Genomic DNA, 17,314 nt, shown 5'->3' with positions numbered 1-17,314 from the left:
TGTCATGCCCGAAACCACACTCGACCTCACCCTGGACGGCCCGGCGCTCACCGCACGGCTCGTCGACTTCCCGTCGGTCAGCGGTCAGGAGAAGGACCTCGCGGACGCGATCGAGGCGGCCCTGCGCACCCTCCCGCACCTGACCGTGGACCGGCACGGCAACAACGTCGTGGCCCGGACGGACCTGGGCCGTGCCGAGCGCGTGGTGCTCGCGGGGCACATCGACACCGTCCCGATCGCCGACAACGTGCCGTCCCGGCTCGACGACAACGGGGTGCTGTGGGGCTGCGGCAGCTCCGACATGAAGTCGGGCGTCGCCGTCCAGCTGAGGATCGCCGCGACCGTGCCCGAGCCCAACCGCGACCTGACCTTCGTCTTCTACGACAACGAAGAGGTCGCCGCGCACCTCAACGGGCTCGGCCACGTTGCCGACGCCCACCCCGACTGGCTGGCGGGCGACTTCGCGGTCCTGCTGGAGGGCTCCGACGCCGAGGTCGAGGGCGGCTGCCAGGGCACCCTGCGGGTCTTCCTGCGCACCGAGGGGGAGCGGGCCCACTCCGCGCGCGGCTGGATGGGGTCCAACGCCATCCACGCCGCCGCCCCGATCCTGGCCCGCCTCGCCGCGTACGAACCGCGCCGCCCGGTCATCGACGGCCTCGAATACCGCGAGGGGCTGAACGCCGTACGGATCGAGGGCGGCGTCGCCAACAACGTCATCCCGGACGCCTGCACCGTCGTGGTCAATTTCCGGTACGCGCCCGACCGGACCGCCGAGGAGGCGCTGGCCCACGTCCACGAGGTCTTCGCGGACTGCGGCGTCGCCGAATTCGTCGTCGACGACCACTCGGGCGCGGCCATGCCCGGCCTCTCCCACCCGGCCGCCGAGGCGTTCATGGCGGCGGTGGGCGGCACCGCCCGCCCCAAGTTCGGCTGGACGGACGTCTCCCGTTTCGGCTCCCTCGGCATCCCCGCGGTGAACTACGGACCGGGCGACCCGCTGTTCGCCCACAAGCGCGACGAGCACGTGGTGGTCGAGCGGATCACCCACTGCGAGGAGCGGCTCCGCTCCTGGCTCACCGCCTGACCCACGGCATTCTCCTGTCCGTAACCTCCATGGATCTACCCTGAGCTGACACGGATGGCCACGGATCCTCCAGGATCCACCGGTCGTCGATCGTCGTCGGAGGGAGCAGATCATGGGCAACCCCGAGGGGGCACGCGTCCCGGAGGAGCAGCGGCTCGGACCAGTACTGCGCCGTAGGGAACAGGTACAGCCCGGCACCACCGATCAGCGGCTGCTGGACACCGAGGGCGACTCCGAGTGGGTGCACACCGATCCCTGGCGGGTGATGCGCATCCAGTCGGAGTTCGTCGAGGGATTCGGCGCGCTGGCCGAACTGCCGAGCGCGATCAGCGTCTTCGGCTCGGCCCGCACCCACGCCGGCGGGCCCGAGTACGAGGCGGGCGTACGGATCGGCAAGGCCCTGGTCGAGGCCGGCTTCGCGGTGATCACCGGAGGCGGGCCGGGGGCGATGGAGGCGGCGAACAAGGGGGCGCGGGAGGCGAAGGGCATCTCGGTCGGACTCGGCATCGAGCTGCCCTTCGAGTCGGGCCTCAACCCGCACGTCGACATCGGCGTCAACTTCCGCTACTTCTTCGTCCGCAAGACGATGTTCGTGAAGTACGCGCAGGGCTTCGTCGTACTGCCCGGCGGGCTCGGCACCCTGGACGAACTCTTCGAGGCGCTCACCCTCGTCCAGACGGGCAAGGTCACCCGCTTCCCGATCGTGCTGTTCGGCACCGCCTACTGGAGCGGTCTCGTGGACTGGCTGCGGAACACGGTGGTGGCGCAGGGCAAGGCGTCCGAGCACGACATGCTGCTGTTCCACGTCACGGACGACGTGGACGAGGCGGTCGACCTCGTGACGAAGGAGGTCGGCCGGTAGGGACCGTCCGGGGTGCGGGGTCCGGCGCGGATCCCGCACCCGCCCCGGTCACGCCAGTCCGCGCCGCGCGACGGCCGGCTCGCGGTGCCCCGCGATGGACGCCACCATGTCCAGCACCTGCCGGGTCTCCGCCACCTCGTGCACCCGGTACACCTGTGCCCCGAGCCACGCCGAGACGGCCGTGGTCGCCAGTGTCCCGATCACCCGCTGCTTCACCGGCCGGTCGAGCGTCTCGCCGACGAAGTCCTTGTTGGACAGCGATACGAGCACCGGCCAGCCGGTCTCCGTCATCTCGCCGAGCCGGCGCGTCGCCTCCAGGGAGTGCCGGGTGTTCTTCCCGAAGTCGTGGCCGGGGTCGATCATGATCCCGTCGGGCCGCACCCCGAGCGCGACCGCCCGCTCGGCCAGCCCCACCGTCACCCGCAGGATGTCCGCCATCACGTCGTCGTAGGCGATCCGGTGCGGCCGGGTGCGCGGCTCGGCGCCGCCCGCGTGCGTGCACACCAGACCGGCGCCGTACCGCGCGGCGACCTCCGCGAGCTTCGGGTCGACGCCGCCCCACGCGTCGTTCAGCACGTCCGCGCCGGCCTCGCAGACCGCCTCGCCGACGTCGTGGCGCCAGGTGTCGACGCTGATCACGACGTCCGGGTGGCGGCGGCGGACCTCCGCGACGAACCCGACGGTGCGACGCGCCTCCTCCTCGGCGGTCACCTCCTCGCCGGGGCCCGCCTTCACACCCCCGATGTCGACGATCGCCGCACCCTGAGCGATCGCCTGCTCGACCCGGGCGAGCGCAGGTTCGTCCCGGAAGGTCGCCCCCTGGTCGTAGAAGGAGTCCGGGGTACGGTTCACGATCGCCATGATCACCGGCTCGTGCGCACCGAATTCGCGCCGCCCCAGCCTGAGCGCACCGCTTCGCATCCCGCGTTTCTCCTCTGGTAGATCGCCACGTGGGTCACCTGCGACCTTAGGCCCTGTCGTCAAACTGCCCTCCGGGCGACGACGGCAGTCCGGCGGCGGGGCCCGGGAGCAGTCGGGGCGGCCACCGGCTGTCGGTGCCGCATGGCACGATCGGACCCGGACAGGTTTCCGCTCCCGGGGAGATGCGCGTGTTCTGGTTCTTGCTGGTGACGATGGTCGTGGTGGTGGCCGCGGTCACCCTCGCGGTGGTCGGCGGGGGGAAGAGCGCCGTCCTGCAGGACGTGGCGCCCGAGCAGCCGGTCGACCCGCTGCCCGCGACGAGACCGGTCGGCCGTGCGGACATCGACGCGCTGCGCATCCCGGTGGGCGTGCGCGGCTACCGGATGATGGACGTCGACGAGGCGCTCGACCGGCTCGGCGCCGAGCTCGCCGAGCGGGACGCGCGGATCGCGGAGCTGGAATCGGCGCTGGCCGGCGCGCAGGCGACCGCGGCCGGCGGCCCGGGCCTCGTCGAGGGGCCGGCCGAAGCGCCGGAGCAGGCGGGGGAGCGGCCCGAGGACCGCCCGAAGGCGCCGTGGGAGCCACCGGAGCAGGACCCGCAGCCCACGGAGCACCCCGGAGAGGAGCCCCGGCGATGAGCGGCGGCGCGGAAGCGGCACCGGACGGCGGACTGCGCTGCCCCTGGGGACTGTCCACCGAGGACTACCTCACGTACCACGACACCGAATGGGGCCGGCCCGTCCACGGCGACGACGCCCTGTTCGAACGGCTCTGCCTGGAGGCCTTCCAGTCGGGCCTGTCCTGGCTGACGATCCTGCGCCGCCGGGAGGGCTTCCGCTCGGCCTTCGCCGGGTTCAAGATCCCCGCGGTGGCCGGGTTCACCGACGCCGACAAGGAGCGCCTCCTCGCCGACGCCGGCATCATCCGCAACCGCGCGAAGATCGAGGCGACCCTCGCCAACGCCAAGGTGCTGGCCGGCTGGGGCGCCGGCGAGCTGGACGCACTGATCTGGTCCTACGCCCCCGACCCGGCCGGCCGCCCCGTCCCGCGCACCCTCGGCGATGTCCCGGCGGTCACACCGGAGTCCACGGCGCTGGCCAAGGACCTCAAGAAGCGCGGAGTGCGCTTCGTCGGACCCACCACGGCCTACGCCCTGATGCAGGCATGCGGCCTGGTCGACGACCACCTGGCCGACTGCGTGGCACGCGGCGGCGGGGCGTAGGACCGCGCCCTGTCCAAAGCTGAGCCGTCGGACAAGCCCTAACGGCCGAGGTACTTCGGCTTCTCCTTGTTCAGGAATGCCTGCACCGCGATCGTGTGGTCCTCGGACGCGCCCGCCCGGGTCTGGAGCTCGTCCTCCTTCTCCAGCGCCTCGCTCAGCGTGTGACCGGCGCCGTACGCCAGGGACTCCTTGAGCGCGGCATACGCCACCGTGGGGCCGGACGCCAGGGCGCGGGCCACGGCGTCGGCCTCGGCGGCCAGGTCGGCGGCGAGGACCAGCTTGTTCACGATGCCCAGCTCACGGGCGTCCTGAGCGGAGATCGAGCGCGGGAACAGCAGCAGGTCGGCGGCGCGGCTCTGTCCGATCAGGCGCGGCAGCGTCCAGGAGACGCCCGAGTCGGCGGTGAGAGCCACACCGGCGAAGGAGGTGTTGAACGAGGCGGTGTCCGCGACCACCCGGTAGTCGCAGGCGAGCGCGAAGCCGAAACCGGCACCGGCGGCGACGCCGTTGACCCCGGCGACGACCGGCTTGGGCATCTCGGTGATGGCCCGCACGATCGGGTTGTAGTGCTCCTGCACGGTGCTCAGCGCATTGCCGCTGCCCGACGCGCGGGTGCTTTCGAGCGCGGCCACGTGCTCCTTCAGATCCTGGCCGACGCAGAACGCCCGCCCGGTCGCGGTGAGCAGAACGGCACGTACCGCGGGGTCGGCCGCCGCGGACTCCAGCGCGTCGCGGAGCGCTACCTTGGCCGCGGTGTTCATGGCGTTCATCGCGTCGGGACGGTTGATCGTGATCGTCGCGAGTCCGTCGCTCACTTCAAAGAGCACGCTGTCCGCCATGTGGTCGGCCATTTCTCTGTCCCCTTCGCACCTCGGGCAATGCCTGTCCAGGCAAGCATGGCCGACTCGGGAGGGAGCCGGTATGTGACCTGCGTCTAATAATTGAGTCCCGAAGCGGGGGTGCGGGCGGCGGAGTATCGCAGGCCGATCGCCGAATTGGGTGGTTTTGCGAGAGCGCGTTGCGCAAGCGATGCCGACCGATGTTGGTCATCGGGGTCTGTGATGCGGGATAATGGCTTGGAAGCAATGTGTTCGATGCCGGTGACACAGCGCCTGTCATGGGGCCGCCGGTTGCGATGAGCTGGTTTCAGGAAGGGGAACGAGCATGGCGGCCATGAAGCCGCGGACGGGCGACGGCCCGCTCGAGGTGACCAAGGAGGGGCGGGGCATCGTCATGCGCGTTCCGCTCGAAGGCGGCGGTCGGCTTGTCGTGGAGCTGACGCCGGACGAGGCCGATGCACTTGGCGATGCCCTCAAGAAGGTCGTCGGCTGAGCAGAGGCGCCCACACTTCATCACTGCCCCGGCACGGTGTCCGTGCCGGGGCAGTGATGCGTTCACCGCCTTTCACGGGCGAGCGGCCCGACCGGGGCGCGGGCGGGGCCCCGTAGCGGGCGGGCCTCAGCCCCTGCGCACCGCGCACAGCAGCCCGTCGCCCACCGGCAGCAGCGTCGCCATCAGCTCCTGGCTCTCGCGCACCGCGCGCAGCAGCTCCCGCAGCCGCAGCACCTCCGCGGGCTGCGCCGCGGAGTCGACCGTACGACCGTCGGCGAAGACGCCCTCGAAGCAGACCAGGCCGCCGGGGCGCAGCAGGCGCAACGATTCAGCGAGACAGTCCAGGCTCTCCAGCCGGTCGCCGTCGCAGAACACCAGGTCGTATCCGCCGTCCGCGAGCCGGGGCAGGACGTCCAGGGCGCGGCCGGGAATGAAGCGGGCCCGGTTGGCGGCGTAGCCCGCGGCCCGGAACGCCTCGCGGGCGAACTGCTGGCGCTCGGGCTCCGGGTCGACGGTGGTCAGCACGCCGTCGGGCCGCATTCCGTGCAGCAGATAGAGCCCGGACACGCCCGTCCCGGTGCCGATTTCGGCCACCGCTTTGGCATCCGTCGTGGCAGCGAGCAAGCGCAGCGCGGCGCCGGTACCTGGCGACACCGAGCGCAGCCCCACCTCCCGGGCCCGGTCACGGGCCCAGTGCAGTGCTTCGTCCTCGGCGACAAAGGCGTCGGCGAACGCCCAGCTCGTCTGCCGGTTGGCGGTAATGACCCTCTCCTGTCCCCGTAGTTGGCGCAACGGTGACTGTATCCGCTGCGCCCGGGAACCCGCAGATGGGACCGGGCGTTATGAGGGGGCAGGGGAGAGCCTGTGGAATCGGCCCGCGGATCGGGTCCGGGAGCCATGGGCCGGCGGTTCCCGGGGCGATCCCCGGCCCCAGCAGGAAAAAGGCTTATCCGGAGCTAACGGGCGAGGTCGCTATGGTAGGGGCTCCACTGGACACCACCAGAGCCGATAGGGGAGGTGCGGCTGCGCCTGTGGATCGGGGAGGAGTGCTGCGGCGCTTTCTCAGGTCGGCGGGTGAGCCGAAATCCGTGACCAACATTGCTGACCGTTCTTCCACCGTCTCCGCAACGACCGCGACCTTCGCCTCAGATGCGGACTCCCAGGCGTGGACGCCACCTTCATGGGAAGAGATCGTCAGCACGCACAGCGGCCGGGTCTATCGCCTCGCCTACCGACTGACGGGCAATCAGCACGACGCCGAGGACCTCACGCAGGAGGTCTTCGTCCGGGTGTTCCGGTCGCTGTCGACCTACACACCGGGCACGTTCGAGGGCTGGCTGCACCGCATCACGACCAACCTGTTCCTGGACATGGTCCGTCGCAAGCAGCGGATCCGCTTCGACTCCCTCGGCGACGACGCCGCCGAGCGGCTGCCGAGCCGTGAGCCGTCCCCGCAGCAGGTCTTCAACGACACCCACTTCGACGCGGACGTGCAGCAGGCGCTGGACACCCTCGCGCCCGAGTTCCGTGCCGCCGTCGTGCTCTGCGACATCGAGGGTCTTTCGTACGAGGAGATCGCCGCGACGCTCGGCGTGAAGCTCGGCACCGTGCGCAGCCGTATCCACCGCGGTCGCTCGCATCTGCGCAAGGCGCTGCGGCACCGTTCGCCCGAGGCCCGTGCCGAGCAGCGCTCGCTGGCGGGCGCGGTCCTGGCGGGGGAGGGCGGAACGGCGTGAGTGGCACAGGTCCGACCCCCGCGGAACAACACCTGGGGGACCGCCTCGCCGCGCTTGTCGACGGCGAGCTGAAACACGACGCCCGCGAGCGGGTGCTCGCCCACCTCGCGACCTGCGCCAAGTGCAAGGCCGAGGCAGCGGCGCAGCGGCGCCTGAAGAGTGTCTTCGCCCAGTCCGCCCCGCCGTCGCCGTCCGAGGGGTTCCTCGCCCGGCTGCAGGGCCTTCCCGGGGGTCCGGGGGGTGACGACGACAGACAGGACAGACCATTCGGCGGCTCCGGGCGCTTCGGCGACGGGTTCCTCCCCGTGATCCAGCCGTCCGGCAGCCGCCCGGAATCGCCGGGGGACCGGTCGCTCGGCGGCTTCGGCTTCCTCCCGGCCCCGCACGGCCCGACCACCGTGCTGCCGGGCGGTTCCTCCCGTTCCGTCTTCCGGATCCACGAGGTGGGCCGCGAGGGAGAACGCTCGCCCTGGCGCGGCCGGAGATTCGCGTTCGCGGCGGCGAGTGCGGTCTCGCTGGCGGCCATCGCCCTCGGCGGGGCCCTGCCGACGGGCGCGGGCCCCGGCTCCGCGGCCCGTGCCTCGGGCGGCGGAAACGCCGTGACACCGCTCGACGCGCCTTCGCGCGGGGAGAGCGGCGGCTCGGTGAGCCGTCGCGGCGGTGGCAGCCACGGCACGCTGGCCACCAGGAGTGCGGGTGAGCGCTCGGCCGCCGAGGCCCCGTCGGCCGTGCCGGGCGTCGCGACGGCGGTGCCCTCCGCCACTCCCGCGGCGGTCGCCACCGCGAGCCTCGCGGGGAATCCTTTCGCCGCTCACCTGCTGACCAATGCGTCCGCGCCGCCTCTGATACGTCCGACCGGCACCACCCCGCTCTTCGCCGAGGTGTTCGGGCGGCTCGCCGCGCAGTCACCGTCCCCCTCCGTGTCACCGTCCGGGACACAGTCGTCGCCACCGCCCTGGGCGCAGCCGTCGGCCTCGACCCTTCCCACGCCCACCGATCGCGGTCTGCCGCTTTCGTCCGGGCGCTGACCCGGCGGTCTGCGCAAGGATTCGCAAACCTGGTTGAATTCCGGGAGCAGTTCTGGAGGGACGCCCCGGTCGGGGCGTGCAGAGGCCAGTCGCGGCAGTTGCGGGGAGAGTATGGAAGACGGGAAGTCCACCGGGTCGAAGGCGAAGTGGTGGAGCCGGCCCACGGCGGGAAATGCCACCCGCACAGCGCCGGACGAACCGTCCCTCGCCGAGGACACGGTGCCCGCGGCGGACCCGACGGTGCCCAAGACGCCCCCGGCCGACGCGCCGCCCCGGTCCCCGGCGCCCGGACCGTCGGCCGCCGTGCCCGCCGCCGCGCCGGCCGTGCCGCCGGTGACGCCGCTGCACGAGCCCGACCAGTACAGCACCCCGCCCTACGGCGGCCCCGGCCCCTGGGCGCCCGCACCACCCGTGCAGCGGCCGGTCCCGACCCCGGCACACGGCACCCCCGTACCCCCGCAGTACACGGGGACGAACGGCGCCGGCATCCCCACGTCGCCCGCCCCCACACCGCTGCCGCACGCAGCCCAGCAGTCCCACGCCCAGCCGCCCCAGGCGGCGTCCACGCAGTGGCTCCAGTACGACCCCTGGGGTGCGCCCAGGCAGCCGCTCACCAACCCGGGCCCGCCGCTCGGGGCCGGCACCGGCCGCAAGAAGAGCCGGCGCGGCTCCCTCCTCGTCGGCGCAGTGCTGCTCGCACTGGTGGCGGGCGGCATCGGCGGCGGCATCGGGGCCTACATCGAGCGCAACGGCGGCCTCACCCAGGTCGAGCTCCCGCAGGCCGGCCGCAGCAGCGGTGGCCGGGCCCCCGACAGCGTCGCCGGCATCGCCGCCAGCGCCCTGCCCAGCGTGGTCACCCTCCACGTCAGCGGTACCACCGAGTCCGGCACCGGCACCGGCTTCGTCCTCGACGGCTCCGGCCACATCCTCACCAACAACCATGTCGTCGCCCCAGCAGGCCAGGGCGGCGAGATCACCGTGACGTTCAGCGGCGGGGAGACCGCGCGCGGCGAGGTCGTCGGCAAGGACAGCGGCTACGACCTGGCCGTGGTCAAGGTCACCGGTGTCTCCGGCCTCAAGCCGCTGCCGCTGGGCAACTCCGACAATGTGCAGGTCGGTGACCCGGTGGTGGCCATCGGCGCCCCCTTCGATCTCTCCAACACCGTGACCTCCGGCATCATCAGCGCCAAGGACCGGCCGATCACCGCGGGCGGCGAGAAGGGCGACGGCAGCGACATCAGCTACGTCGACGCGCTGCAGACCGACGCGCCGATCAACCCGGGCAACTCCGGCGGTCCGCTCGTCGACACCGACGCCCATGTCATAGGCATCAACAGCGCCATCCGCGCTGCCGACAACGGCTCGGCGGAGGAGGGCGGCCAGGCGGGTTCCATCGGTCTCGGCTTCGCCATCCCGATCAACCAGGGCAAGCGGGTCGCCGAGGAGCTGATCAACACCGGAAAGGCCACCCATCCGGTGATCGGCGTCACGCTGGACATGAAGTACGCCGGGGACGGCGCCAGGGTCGAGTCGAAGGGTGCGGCGGGCAAGCCTGCGGTGACGCCGGGCGGACCCGGGGCCAAGGCCGGGATCATGCCCGGTGACGTCATCACCGAGGTCGACGGCCGACGGGTGCACAGCGGCGAGGAGCTGATCGTGAAGATCCGCGCGCACCGCCCGGGAGACCGTCTGGACCTCACGTTGACGCGCGGTGGTAAAGACCTGTCCATCTCTGTGACGCTCGGCTCGGCAAGCGGCACGTGACAGCCCCGTGACGCTACCGCGCGGACAGTTTCGACGGGTACCGTGGGCGGGTCCGGACCTCGACCGACACGGTCTCGGAGAACACGAGGAGCAACAGGGTGTTCAATGACATAGGCGCACTCGAGCTGTTGACGCTCGCGATTCTGGGCGTGCTGATCTTCGGCCCGGACAAGCTGCCGAAGGTTATCCAGGACGCCTCGCGCTTCATCCGCAAGATCCGTGAGTTCTCCGAGAACGCCAAGGAGGACATCCGTACGGAGCTGGGTCCGGAGTTCAAGGACTTCGAGTTCGAGGACCTCAACCCCAAGACGTTCGTCCGCAAGCAGCTCATGGAGGGCAAGGACGACCTGGGGCTGAAGGAGATCCGGGAGAGCTTCGACCTGCGCAAGGATCTGGCCGAGGTCACCGACGCGGTGAACGGCCGGGAGAGCAAGGACCTGGAGTCCGCGGACTCCAGGAGCGGCGTGTCGGGCGCCTCGGCGATCACCGCAGCCAACGGCTCCCCGGGCGCTCCGGACCTGCTCAAGAAGCGTGAGCAGCCCGGCAAGGACGACCGGCCGCCGTTCGACGCCGACGCCACCTGACCCCCGGCCAATCCCGGCTCGTCCGGAGGCTATGGCTATTCTCCATCTGTCCGGTTGTGAGTACGCCCGCTGGGGGGCGGGCCGATCCGGACCCAACGGATCGAGGAGGCGGCCGGGCAGATGGGGACGACAAGTCGGGTGGGCGCGGAAGATGCGCCGGGCACAGTCACCGCAGAGGGGGTGCCGGCGACCCGGCGTACTGTCGACGGCTATCTGGCAGCCACGTTTCCCTGGTACGGACTGGACGAGGCCTTCACCGGGCCGCGCCGGCTGATGCAGGTGGGCACCGCGGCGGACGGCACGGTGCAGCACGGTTCCATCGGTCACGGTGACGAACCGTCGGTCCGGGCCGAGGCGGGCGCCGAGAAGCAACGGTTCGCCGTCGTCGTGTCGATGGCCAGCAGCCCGGTGCGGCGCAGCGGTGACGGCACGGGGGTGCTGGACGCGACTACGGCGTCCTCCGCGGCCTGGCTGGCCGGGTCGGGTCTGCTCGCCTGTACCTGGCCCTCGCAGATGGATCACGCGTTGCGCGACGACTGGCTGGACCAGCAGACGGAGACGGCGTTCGAACTCGCCGACGACCTGGACGGCCCCGCGTGGTCCGTGCTGTCACTGCCGGTGGACGGCATCCCGGTGCCGTTCCACTACCGCGAGTCCGAATTCGGCTGGGTACTCGCGGGATCGGCGCACGGCGGGGTGCACATCGGGGCGTACGGGCGGGGGATGAGCGCGTACGGGCTGGGGTTCTCGGTGATCGACGACATCACGACGTACGCGTAGCACGCAGGCGTACACAGGACGTACGCGGAACACGGAGCGGTGACCGGCCCGGGGCCGGTCACCGCTCCTTCGTCTCAGAACTTGTTGCGCGGGGTGATGCCCAGCGACATGCCCGACAGGCCGCGCTGACGGCCGCCCAGCTTGTCCGCGATGGTGCGCAGCGCCTTGCCGGCCGGGGAGTCGGGGTCGGACAGGACGACCGGCTTGCCCTCGTCGCCGCCCTCGCGCAGCCGTACGTCGATCGGGATGGAGCCGAGCACCGGCACCTCCGCGCCGGTCGTCCTCGTCAGGCCCTCGGCGACCTTCCGGCCACCGCCGGTGCCGAAGACATCGACCATCTCGTCGCAGTGCGGGCACGGCATGCCCGACATGTTCTCGACGACGCCGACGATCTTCTGGTGGGTCTGGACGGCGATCGAACCGGCCCGCTCAGCGACCTCGGCCGCCGCCTGCTGAGGGGTCGTGACGACCAGGATCTCGGCGTTCGGCACGAGCTGTGCCACCGAGATCGCGATGTCGCCCGTGCCCGGCGGCAGGTCGAGCAGGAGAACGTCGAGGTCGCCCCAGTACACATCGGCGAGGAACTGCTGGAGCGCGCGGTGGAGCATCGGTCCGCGCCACACCACCGGGGCGTTGCCCGGGGTGAACATGCCGATGGAGATGACCTTCACGCCGTGCGAGGACGGCGGCATGATCATGTTCTCGACCTGGGTCGGCTTGCCGTCCGCGCCGAGCATCCGCGGCACGCTGTGCCCGTAGATGTCCGCGTCCACGACACCGACCTTGAGGCCGTCGGCCGCCATCGCGGCCGCGAGGTTCACCGTCACCGACGACTTGCCGACGCCGCCCTTGCCCGACGCGACCGCGTAGACCCGGGTCAGCGAGCCGGGCTTGGCGAACGGCACCTCGCGTTCCGCCGTGCCGCCGCGCAGCGAGGTGGCGAGTTCCTTGCGCTGTTCGTCGCTCATCACGTCGAGCGTGACGTCGACCCGCGAGACGCCCTCGACACGGGCGACCGCGTCCGTCACGCTCTTGGTGATCGTCTCGCGCATCGGGCAGCCTGAGACCGTGAGATAGACCGTGACAGCGACCACACCGTCAGCATCGATCTCGACCGATTTCACCATGCCGAGTTCGGTGATCGGACGGTGGATCTCCGGGTCGTTCACTGTCGCCAGTGCCTCAAGCACCGCGTCTTCCGTAGCCATACCTCGATAGTACGGGTGCGCGCAGCGCTCCTTGAGGGTGGTGGTGGGCGCCGCTACGCGTGAGTAGCATCCGTCAGCGGTCTTCGTCGCTCTCGGCCGGGAGCAGGGCGTGCCGGTCGTCGAGGTCCTTCACGAGGTCTTCCAGTTCGGAGCGGATCCAGTCGCGGGTGGCGACCTCGCCGAGCCCCATCCGCAGTGCCGCGATCTCGCGGGTCAGGTACTCGGTGTCCGCGATGGAGCGCTCGTTCTGCTTGCGGTCCTGCTCGTAGGTGACCCGGTCACGGTCGGCCTGCCGGTTCTGCGCGAGCAGGATCAGCGGCGCCGCGTACGAGGCCTGGAGCGAGAGCATCAGCGTCAGGAAGATGAACGGGTACTGGTCGTACCGCAGGTGCACGGGCGCGAAGACGTTCCACAGCACCCAGACGACGATGAACAGCGTCATCCAGGAGATGAAGCGCCAGGTGCCCAGGAAGCGGGCGATCCGCTCGGAGAACCGGCCGAACGTCTCGGGGTCGTACTCGGGCAGCAGCCGCCGCCGCGGGGCCTTCGGCTGGTCCAGCCGGGAACGGGGCGGGCGCGCGATGCCCGAGGCCCCCGTCTGTGCGGTCCTCGTGCGTTCCTCAGCGGCCACCGGCGACCCTCTCCTCGCTGTGGAAGTCCGTTTCCCGCCAGTCCTCGGGCAGCAGATGGTCGAGCACGTCGTCGACCGTCACCGCGCCGAGCAGCGAGCCGCTCTCGTCCACCACGGGCGCCGAGACCAGGTTGTACGCGGCCAGATAGCTGGTCACGGCCGGCAGCGAGGTGTCCGGCGCGAGGGGCACGAGATCGCTGTCGACGATCGAGCTGACCAGGGCGTACGGCGGATCCCGCAGCAGCCGCTGGAAGTGCACGGTGCCCAGGTACTTGCCGGTCGGTGTCTCGTCGGGCGACCGGCACACGTACACCTGGGCGGCGAGCGCCGGGGAGAGGTCCGCCTGCCGGACCCGGGCGAGCGCGTCGGCGACCGTGGCGTCCGGCCGCAGGATGATCGGCTCGGTGGTCATCAGCCCGCCCGCGGTCCGCTCCTCGTACGACATGAGGCGTCGCACATCGGCCGCGTCGTCCGGCCGCATCAGCGTCAGCAGCCGCTCCTTGTCCTCCTCGGGCAGCTCGGACAGCAGGTCGGCCGCGTCGTCCGGGTCCATCGCCTCCAGTACGTCGGCGGCGCGTTCCTCCTTGAGCTTGCCGATGATCTCCACCTGGTCGTCCTCGGGCAGCTCCTCCAGGACGTCGGCGAGCCGGTCGTCGTCGAGCGCGGCGGCGACCTCGGCCCGCCGTTTCGGCGAGAGGTGATGCAGCGCGTTGGCCACGTCCGTCGGGCGCAGCCGCTCGAACGTGGCGACCAGGGTCTCGGCGCCCTGCCCGACCTCCTCCAGCGAGAAACCGCTGACCGCCGACCACTCGACGGTCAGGGTCTCGCCCTTGCGGCGCAGCGCCCCGCCCTTGCCCTTGCGCACGAAGTACTTGTCGATCTCCCAGTCGCGGCGGGCCGGGAGCTGCTGGATGGAGACATCGAGGACGGTGACCTCCTCGCCGGTCTCCACCAGGCGGACCCGGCGGTCGAGGAATTCACCGAGCACCAGGCGTTCGGTGGGCCGCTGTTCGAAGCGCCGCATGTTCACCACGCCGGTGGTGATGACCTGGCCGGACTCGATCCCGGTGACCCGGGTCATCGGGAGGAAGATCCGGCGTCGGCTGAGCACCTCGACGACGAGCCCGAGCAGCCTCGGCGCCCTGCCGCCGACCCGGAGCATCGCGACCAGATCGCGGACGCGGCCCACCTGGTCGCCGTTGGGGTCGAAGACCGGTACGCCGGCGAGATGGGAGACGAACACCCGGGGGGCGCCTGCCGCCATCCTGCGCCTCCTTCTTCCGTGTGCGACTTCTCCGGCTGGTCTGTTTGGCAGTCAATCAACTGTTATGACGGGATCAGGCTAGCCCGTACCGCTCCGGGTTGCCCCGGTGGAGCCGTCCGTACGGCTCCCTGCCGGGAGGCGTGAACAGCACAGGTACGCTGCCGTCTGCCACCCCGCGATGCGAATGAGAGGCAGTGCGCCCGTGACCTCTTCCGTTCCGCCCGTCCGGGCCCGACGCCGGACCGCTCTCGCCGCCCTGCTCTGTGCGGGCCTGGCCGCAGCCCTCACGGCGTGCGGCGAGGACCCGGACGAGGGGACCAACGGCGTCGGCAAGCTGACCGCCGCGGAGATCGAGAAGAAGGCACAGCGCGCGGCGGACGCCGCCGACGCGGTGCGCCTGGCCGGGACGCTGGTCAGCAAGGGCGGCACGTACAAGCTCAACATGCAGCTCAAGGAGCAGGGTGGCACCGGTTCCGTCGTCTCGAAGGACAGCACCTTCGAGCTGCTGCGGATCGGTGACGAGCTCTATCTGAAGGCGGACTCCGGGTTCTGGAGCCACGACGAGAAGCCCGGCGCCGACAGCGCGGCGGGCGGCGCGGCAGCGGACAAGCTCCAGAACAAGTACGTGAAGGTGCCCCAGGACGACCCCACGTACAAGCAGCTGCGCGGCTTCACGGACAAGAAGACCCTGCTCGACGGGATGCTCACGCTGCACGGCACCCTCGGCAAGGGGGACCGTAAGACGGTCGGTGAGACCCCGACCGTCCAGATCACGGGCGGCCAGGGCGCGGGCGGCACGCTCGACGTCTCGCTCAAGGGCAAGGCGTATCCGCTGCGATTCGCGCGCGGCGGGGGCGGGGGGACCGTCATCCTGTCGGACTGGGGCAAGGACTTCGACCTGGAGGCCCCGACGCGCGGGGACACGGTCGACTACGGGAAGCAGCTGCCCAAGACGTCGTCCTGACGGCGGGCCGCGCCGTCGCCCCGGTCGGGCGCGGGTGGCGGCGCCGCCCCGGTCAGCCCTTGCGCCCCTGCTTCAGCAGCCGCGGCAGACCCGCGGGGACCGGGCGCCGGGTGGTCGCGGACGTCGGCAGCGGCGCCGCGGCCAGGGAGCCGTCCGGCAGCTCGGTACGGAACTCGCCGGGCGTCAGCCGCAGCACCCGGCACTCGCGCGCCCAGCGCTCCGTCATCTGCTCGGCGTCCGGTGCGTTCAGCCGCTTGCCCTTGAGCTCGGCGACCGCGGCCTCCCACTGCTCGGAGTGCGGGGCGAGTTCCGTCACGGCGGCCGTCCAGGCGACCAGCCGGCCGCCCTTGTCCTTGCTGCGCACGGTCACCTCGGCGGCGGACCCGTCGGTGAGCCCGGCCGGGAACGGCTGCTCGCCGGGACCGTCCCCGACCAGATGCGCCGCACCCTCGTGCCAGACGTGCCACAGCGCCCGCGCGGGTCCGGTGCCCCGTACCCAGATGAGGCCCGACTTCTTGGTGGCCTCCTCGACGAGGGCCCGGCCCAGCGGTACGTCAGCGGCAGCAGCAGTCATGCCCGAACTCTATGGGACCGGCCGGGGACAGTGTCAGAGCCATCCGTTGCGCTTGAGGATGCGATGGATGGAGAAGCAGACCACCCCGATGACGCCCAGCACCATCGGATAGCCGTACCTCCAGCGCAGCTCCGGCATGTGGTCGAAGTTCATGCCGTAGACGCCGCAGATCATCGTCGGTACGGCGACGATGGCCGCCCAGGACGTGATCTTGCGCATGTCCTCGTTCTGCGCGACGGTCGCCTGTGCCAGGTTGGCCTGGAGGATCGAGTTCAGCAGCTCGTCGAAGCCGACGACCTCCTCGTGCACCCGTGCCAGGTGGTCGGCGACGTCACGGAAGTACTTCTGGATGTCCGGGTCGATCAGCCGCATGGGCCGCTCGCTCAGCAGCTGCATCGGCCGCAGCAGCGGCGACACCGCTCGCTTGAACTCCAGTACCTCGCGCTTCAGTTGGTAGATCCGGCCCGCTTCCGAGCCGCGCGAGCTGCCCTTGGCCGGGGTGGAGAAGACCTCGATCTCCACCTCGTCGATGTCTTCCTGGACGGCGCCGGCCACCGCGATGTAGCCGTCGACGACATGGTCGGCGATGGAGTGCAGCACCGCGGAGGGCCCCTTGGCGAGCAGCTCGGGATCGTCCTGCAGCCGGTGCCGCAGCGCGCGCAGCGAGCCGTGGCCGCCGTGCCGCACGGTGATGACGAAGTCCCGGCCGGTGAAGCACATCACCTCGCCGGTCTCGACCACCTCGCTGGTGGCGGTGAGCTCGGTGTGCTCGACGTAGTGGATGGTCTTGAAGACGGTGAACAGGGTGTCGTCGTACCGCTCCAGCTTCGGCCGCTGGTGGGCGTGGACGGCGTCCTCGACGGCGAGCGGGTGCAGGCCGAACTCCCGGGCGATACCGGCGAATTCCTCTTCGGTCGGCTCGTGCAGGCCGATCCAGGCGAAGCCGCCCTCCTCGCGCACCTGGAGCATCGCCTCGTGCGGCGTGCGGCAGGTGCCGCTCTCCAGGCGCCGCCCGTCGCGGTAGACCGCGCAGTCGACGACCGCGCTGGAGGCGGAGGGGTCGCGGGTGGTGTCGTAACTGTTGTGCAGGGCGTTGCTCTTGCGCAGGGACGGGCGCACGGCGGCGCGCAGGTCGCGGATCATCGACATGGCTGGCTCCTTCACGGAGGGCCGTCGGCGGGCACGTGGAACAGCCCGGAATGAGGACGTGTGCTCACGTCCGCAAAGCGGGCGGCACCGCGGCGGCGCGATGACGGCGTTCGCTACAGACAGGCAAAAAAGGAGTGCTCTTCCGTCGTGCGCAAAGCCATGGGCCTCGACCGGGAGGCTTCAGATCACCAGGAGAGGTGGAGTGCGGAAG

The 17,314-nt window shown here is 71.2% G+C and carries 19 protein-coding genes; 11 read left to right on the top strand and 8 right to left on the bottom strand.

The genetic code is table 11. The features are described 5' to 3' along the window. Nucleotides 1-4: 4 nt before the first annotated feature. Both dapE and IE107_RS08030 read left to right on the top strand, forming a co-directional pair. The gene (gene dapE / locus IE107_RS08035; protein WP_189542573.1) at nt 5-1,084 is read left to right on the top strand and encodes a succinyl-diaminopimelate desuccinylase; all 1,080 of its coding nucleotides are present in this window, start codon (nt 5-7) and stop codon (nt 1,082-1,084) included. Between the two features lie 112 nt (nt 1,085-1,196). Beyond that, a complete protein-coding gene (locus IE107_RS08030) occupies nt 1,197-1,946 on the top strand; it encodes an LOG family protein (protein WP_189542572.1) in 750 nt (249 codons plus the stop codon). Between the two features lie 48 nt (nt 1,947-1,994). On the opposite strand, the gene folP is transcribed toward IE107_RS08030, so the two are convergent. Beyond that, nucleotides 1,995-2,867: a dihydropteroate synthase gene (gene folP / locus IE107_RS08025; RefSeq protein WP_189542570.1), complete on the bottom strand. Its 873-nt coding sequence runs from the start codon at nt 2,865-2,867 to the stop codon at nt 1,995-1,997. 188 nt (nt 2,868-3,055) lie between these two features. Here folP and IE107_RS08020 point away from each other — a divergent pair, with 188 nt between their 5' ends. Further along, nucleotides 3,056-3,505 carry a hypothetical protein gene (locus IE107_RS08020; protein WP_189542568.1) on the top strand — a complete coding sequence of 150 codons (450 nt, stop codon included), beginning with the start codon at nt 3,056-3,058 and terminating at the stop codon, nt 3,503-3,505. Further along, a complete protein-coding gene (locus IE107_RS08015) occupies nt 3,502-4,089 on the top strand; it encodes a DNA-3-methyladenine glycosylase I (RefSeq protein ID WP_229866759.1) in 588 nt (195 codons plus the stop codon). The genes IE107_RS08020 and IE107_RS08015 overlap by 4 nt, the downstream gene beginning before the upstream one ends. 38 nt (nt 4,090-4,127) lie before the next feature. On the opposite strand, the gene chcB is transcribed toward IE107_RS08015, so the two are convergent. Then, nucleotides 4,128-4,940 carry a 2-cyclohexenylcarbonyl CoA isomerase gene (gene chcB / locus IE107_RS08010; protein WP_189542566.1) on the bottom strand — a complete coding sequence of 271 codons (813 nt, stop codon included), beginning with the start codon at nt 4,938-4,940 and terminating at the stop codon, nt 4,128-4,130. 313 nt (nt 4,941-5,253) lie between these two features. On the opposite strand from chcB, the gene IE107_RS08005 reads away from it, so the two are divergent. Continuing rightward, the gene (locus IE107_RS08005; RefSeq protein WP_003966491.1) at nt 5,254-5,421 is read left to right on the top strand and encodes a DUF3117 domain-containing protein; all 168 of its coding nucleotides are present in this window, start codon (nt 5,254-5,256) and stop codon (nt 5,419-5,421) included. Nucleotides 5,422-5,547: 126 nt separating this feature from the next. Here the strand turns inward: IE107_RS08005 and IE107_RS08000 are convergent, their stop codons facing one another. Next, entirely contained in the window at nt 5,548-6,213 is a 666-nt protein-coding gene (locus IE107_RS08000) for an O-methyltransferase (protein ID WP_189542564.1), read from the bottom strand. A 182-nt stretch (nt 6,214-6,395) separates the two neighbouring features. On the opposite strand from IE107_RS08000, the gene sigE reads away from it, so the two are divergent. The 5 genes from sigE (at nt 6,396) to IE107_RS07975 (ending at nt 11,313) form a co-directional block, all read left to right on the top strand. Beyond that, on the top strand, nt 6,396-7,157 hold the full coding sequence (gene sigE / locus IE107_RS07995) for an RNA polymerase sigma factor SigE (protein WP_189542562.1): 762 nt from the start codon (nt 6,396-6,398) through the stop codon (nt 7,155-7,157). Next, the gene (locus tag IE107_RS07990) at nt 7,154-8,185 is read left to right on the top strand and encodes a zf-HC2 domain-containing protein (protein ID WP_189542560.1); all 1,032 of its coding nucleotides are present in this window, start codon (nt 7,154-7,156) and stop codon (nt 8,183-8,185) included. The genes sigE and IE107_RS07990 overlap by 4 nt, the downstream gene beginning before the upstream one ends. 111 nt (nt 8,186-8,296) lie before the next feature. After that, nucleotides 8,297-9,949 carry a trypsin-like peptidase domain-containing protein gene (locus tag IE107_RS07985; RefSeq protein WP_189542558.1) on the top strand — a complete coding sequence of 551 codons (1,653 nt, stop codon included), beginning with the start codon at nt 8,297-8,299 and terminating at the stop codon, nt 9,947-9,949. A 98-nt stretch (nt 9,950-10,047) separates the two neighbouring features. After that, a complete protein-coding gene (locus IE107_RS07980) occupies nt 10,048-10,533 on the top strand; it encodes a sec-independent translocase (protein ID WP_189542556.1) in 486 nt (161 codons plus the stop codon). Nucleotides 10,534-10,653: 120 nt separating this feature from the next. Further along, complete coding sequence (locus tag IE107_RS07975; RefSeq protein WP_189542554.1) at nt 10,654-11,313, top strand: hypothetical protein; 660 nt, start codon at nt 10,654-10,656, stop codon at nt 11,311-11,313. 74 nt (nt 11,314-11,387) lie between these two features. Here IE107_RS07975 and IE107_RS07970 read toward each other — a convergent pair whose 3' ends face one another. The 3 genes from IE107_RS07970 to IE107_RS07960 all read right to left on the bottom strand — a co-directional run bounded on the left by IE107_RS07970 (nt 11,388) and on the right by IE107_RS07960 (nt 14,416). Continuing rightward, nucleotides 11,388-12,521, bottom strand: coding sequence for an Mrp/NBP35 family ATP-binding protein (locus IE107_RS07970; protein ID WP_189542552.1), 1,134 nt, complete (start codon nt 12,519-12,521; stop codon nt 11,388-11,390). A 73-nt stretch (nt 12,522-12,594) separates the two neighbouring features. Continuing rightward, the gene (locus IE107_RS07965; RefSeq protein ID WP_189542550.1) at nt 12,595-13,152 is read right to left on the bottom strand and encodes a DUF1003 domain-containing protein; all 558 of its coding nucleotides are present in this window, start codon (nt 13,150-13,152) and stop codon (nt 12,595-12,597) included. Then, nucleotides 13,142-14,416: a magnesium transporter MgtE N-terminal domain-containing protein gene (locus IE107_RS07960; protein ID WP_189542548.1), complete on the bottom strand. Its 1,275-nt coding sequence runs from the start codon at nt 14,414-14,416 to the stop codon at nt 13,142-13,144. Before IE107_RS07960 ends, IE107_RS07965 begins: the two co-directional genes overlap by 11 nt. Before the next feature lie 202 nt (nt 14,417-14,618). On the opposite strand from IE107_RS07960, the gene IE107_RS07955 reads away from it, so the two are divergent. Continuing rightward, complete coding sequence (locus tag IE107_RS07955) at nt 14,619-15,380, top strand: hypothetical protein (RefSeq protein WP_189542546.1); 762 nt, start codon at nt 14,619-14,621, stop codon at nt 15,378-15,380. Between the two features lie 52 nt (nt 15,381-15,432). Here the strand turns inward: IE107_RS07955 and IE107_RS07950 are convergent, their stop codons facing one another. Further along, on the bottom strand, nt 15,433-15,954 hold the full coding sequence (locus tag IE107_RS07950; protein ID WP_189542544.1) for a hypothetical protein: 522 nt from the start codon (nt 15,952-15,954) through the stop codon (nt 15,433-15,435). A 33-nt stretch (nt 15,955-15,987) separates the two neighbouring features. Then, nucleotides 15,988-17,103, bottom strand: a complete 1,116-nt coding sequence (locus IE107_RS07945) for a magnesium and cobalt transport protein CorA (RefSeq protein ID WP_189542542.1) — start codon at nt 17,101-17,103, stop codon at nt 15,988-15,990. Nucleotides 17,104-17,314: the final 211 nt, after the last annotated feature.

The organism is Streptomyces gelaticus, from assembly GCF_014649535.1.
GTDB lineage: Bacteria > Actinomycetota > Actinomycetes > Streptomycetales > Streptomycetaceae > Streptomyces > Streptomyces gelaticus.
This window is presented reverse-complemented; position numbering and strand designations above follow the sequence as displayed.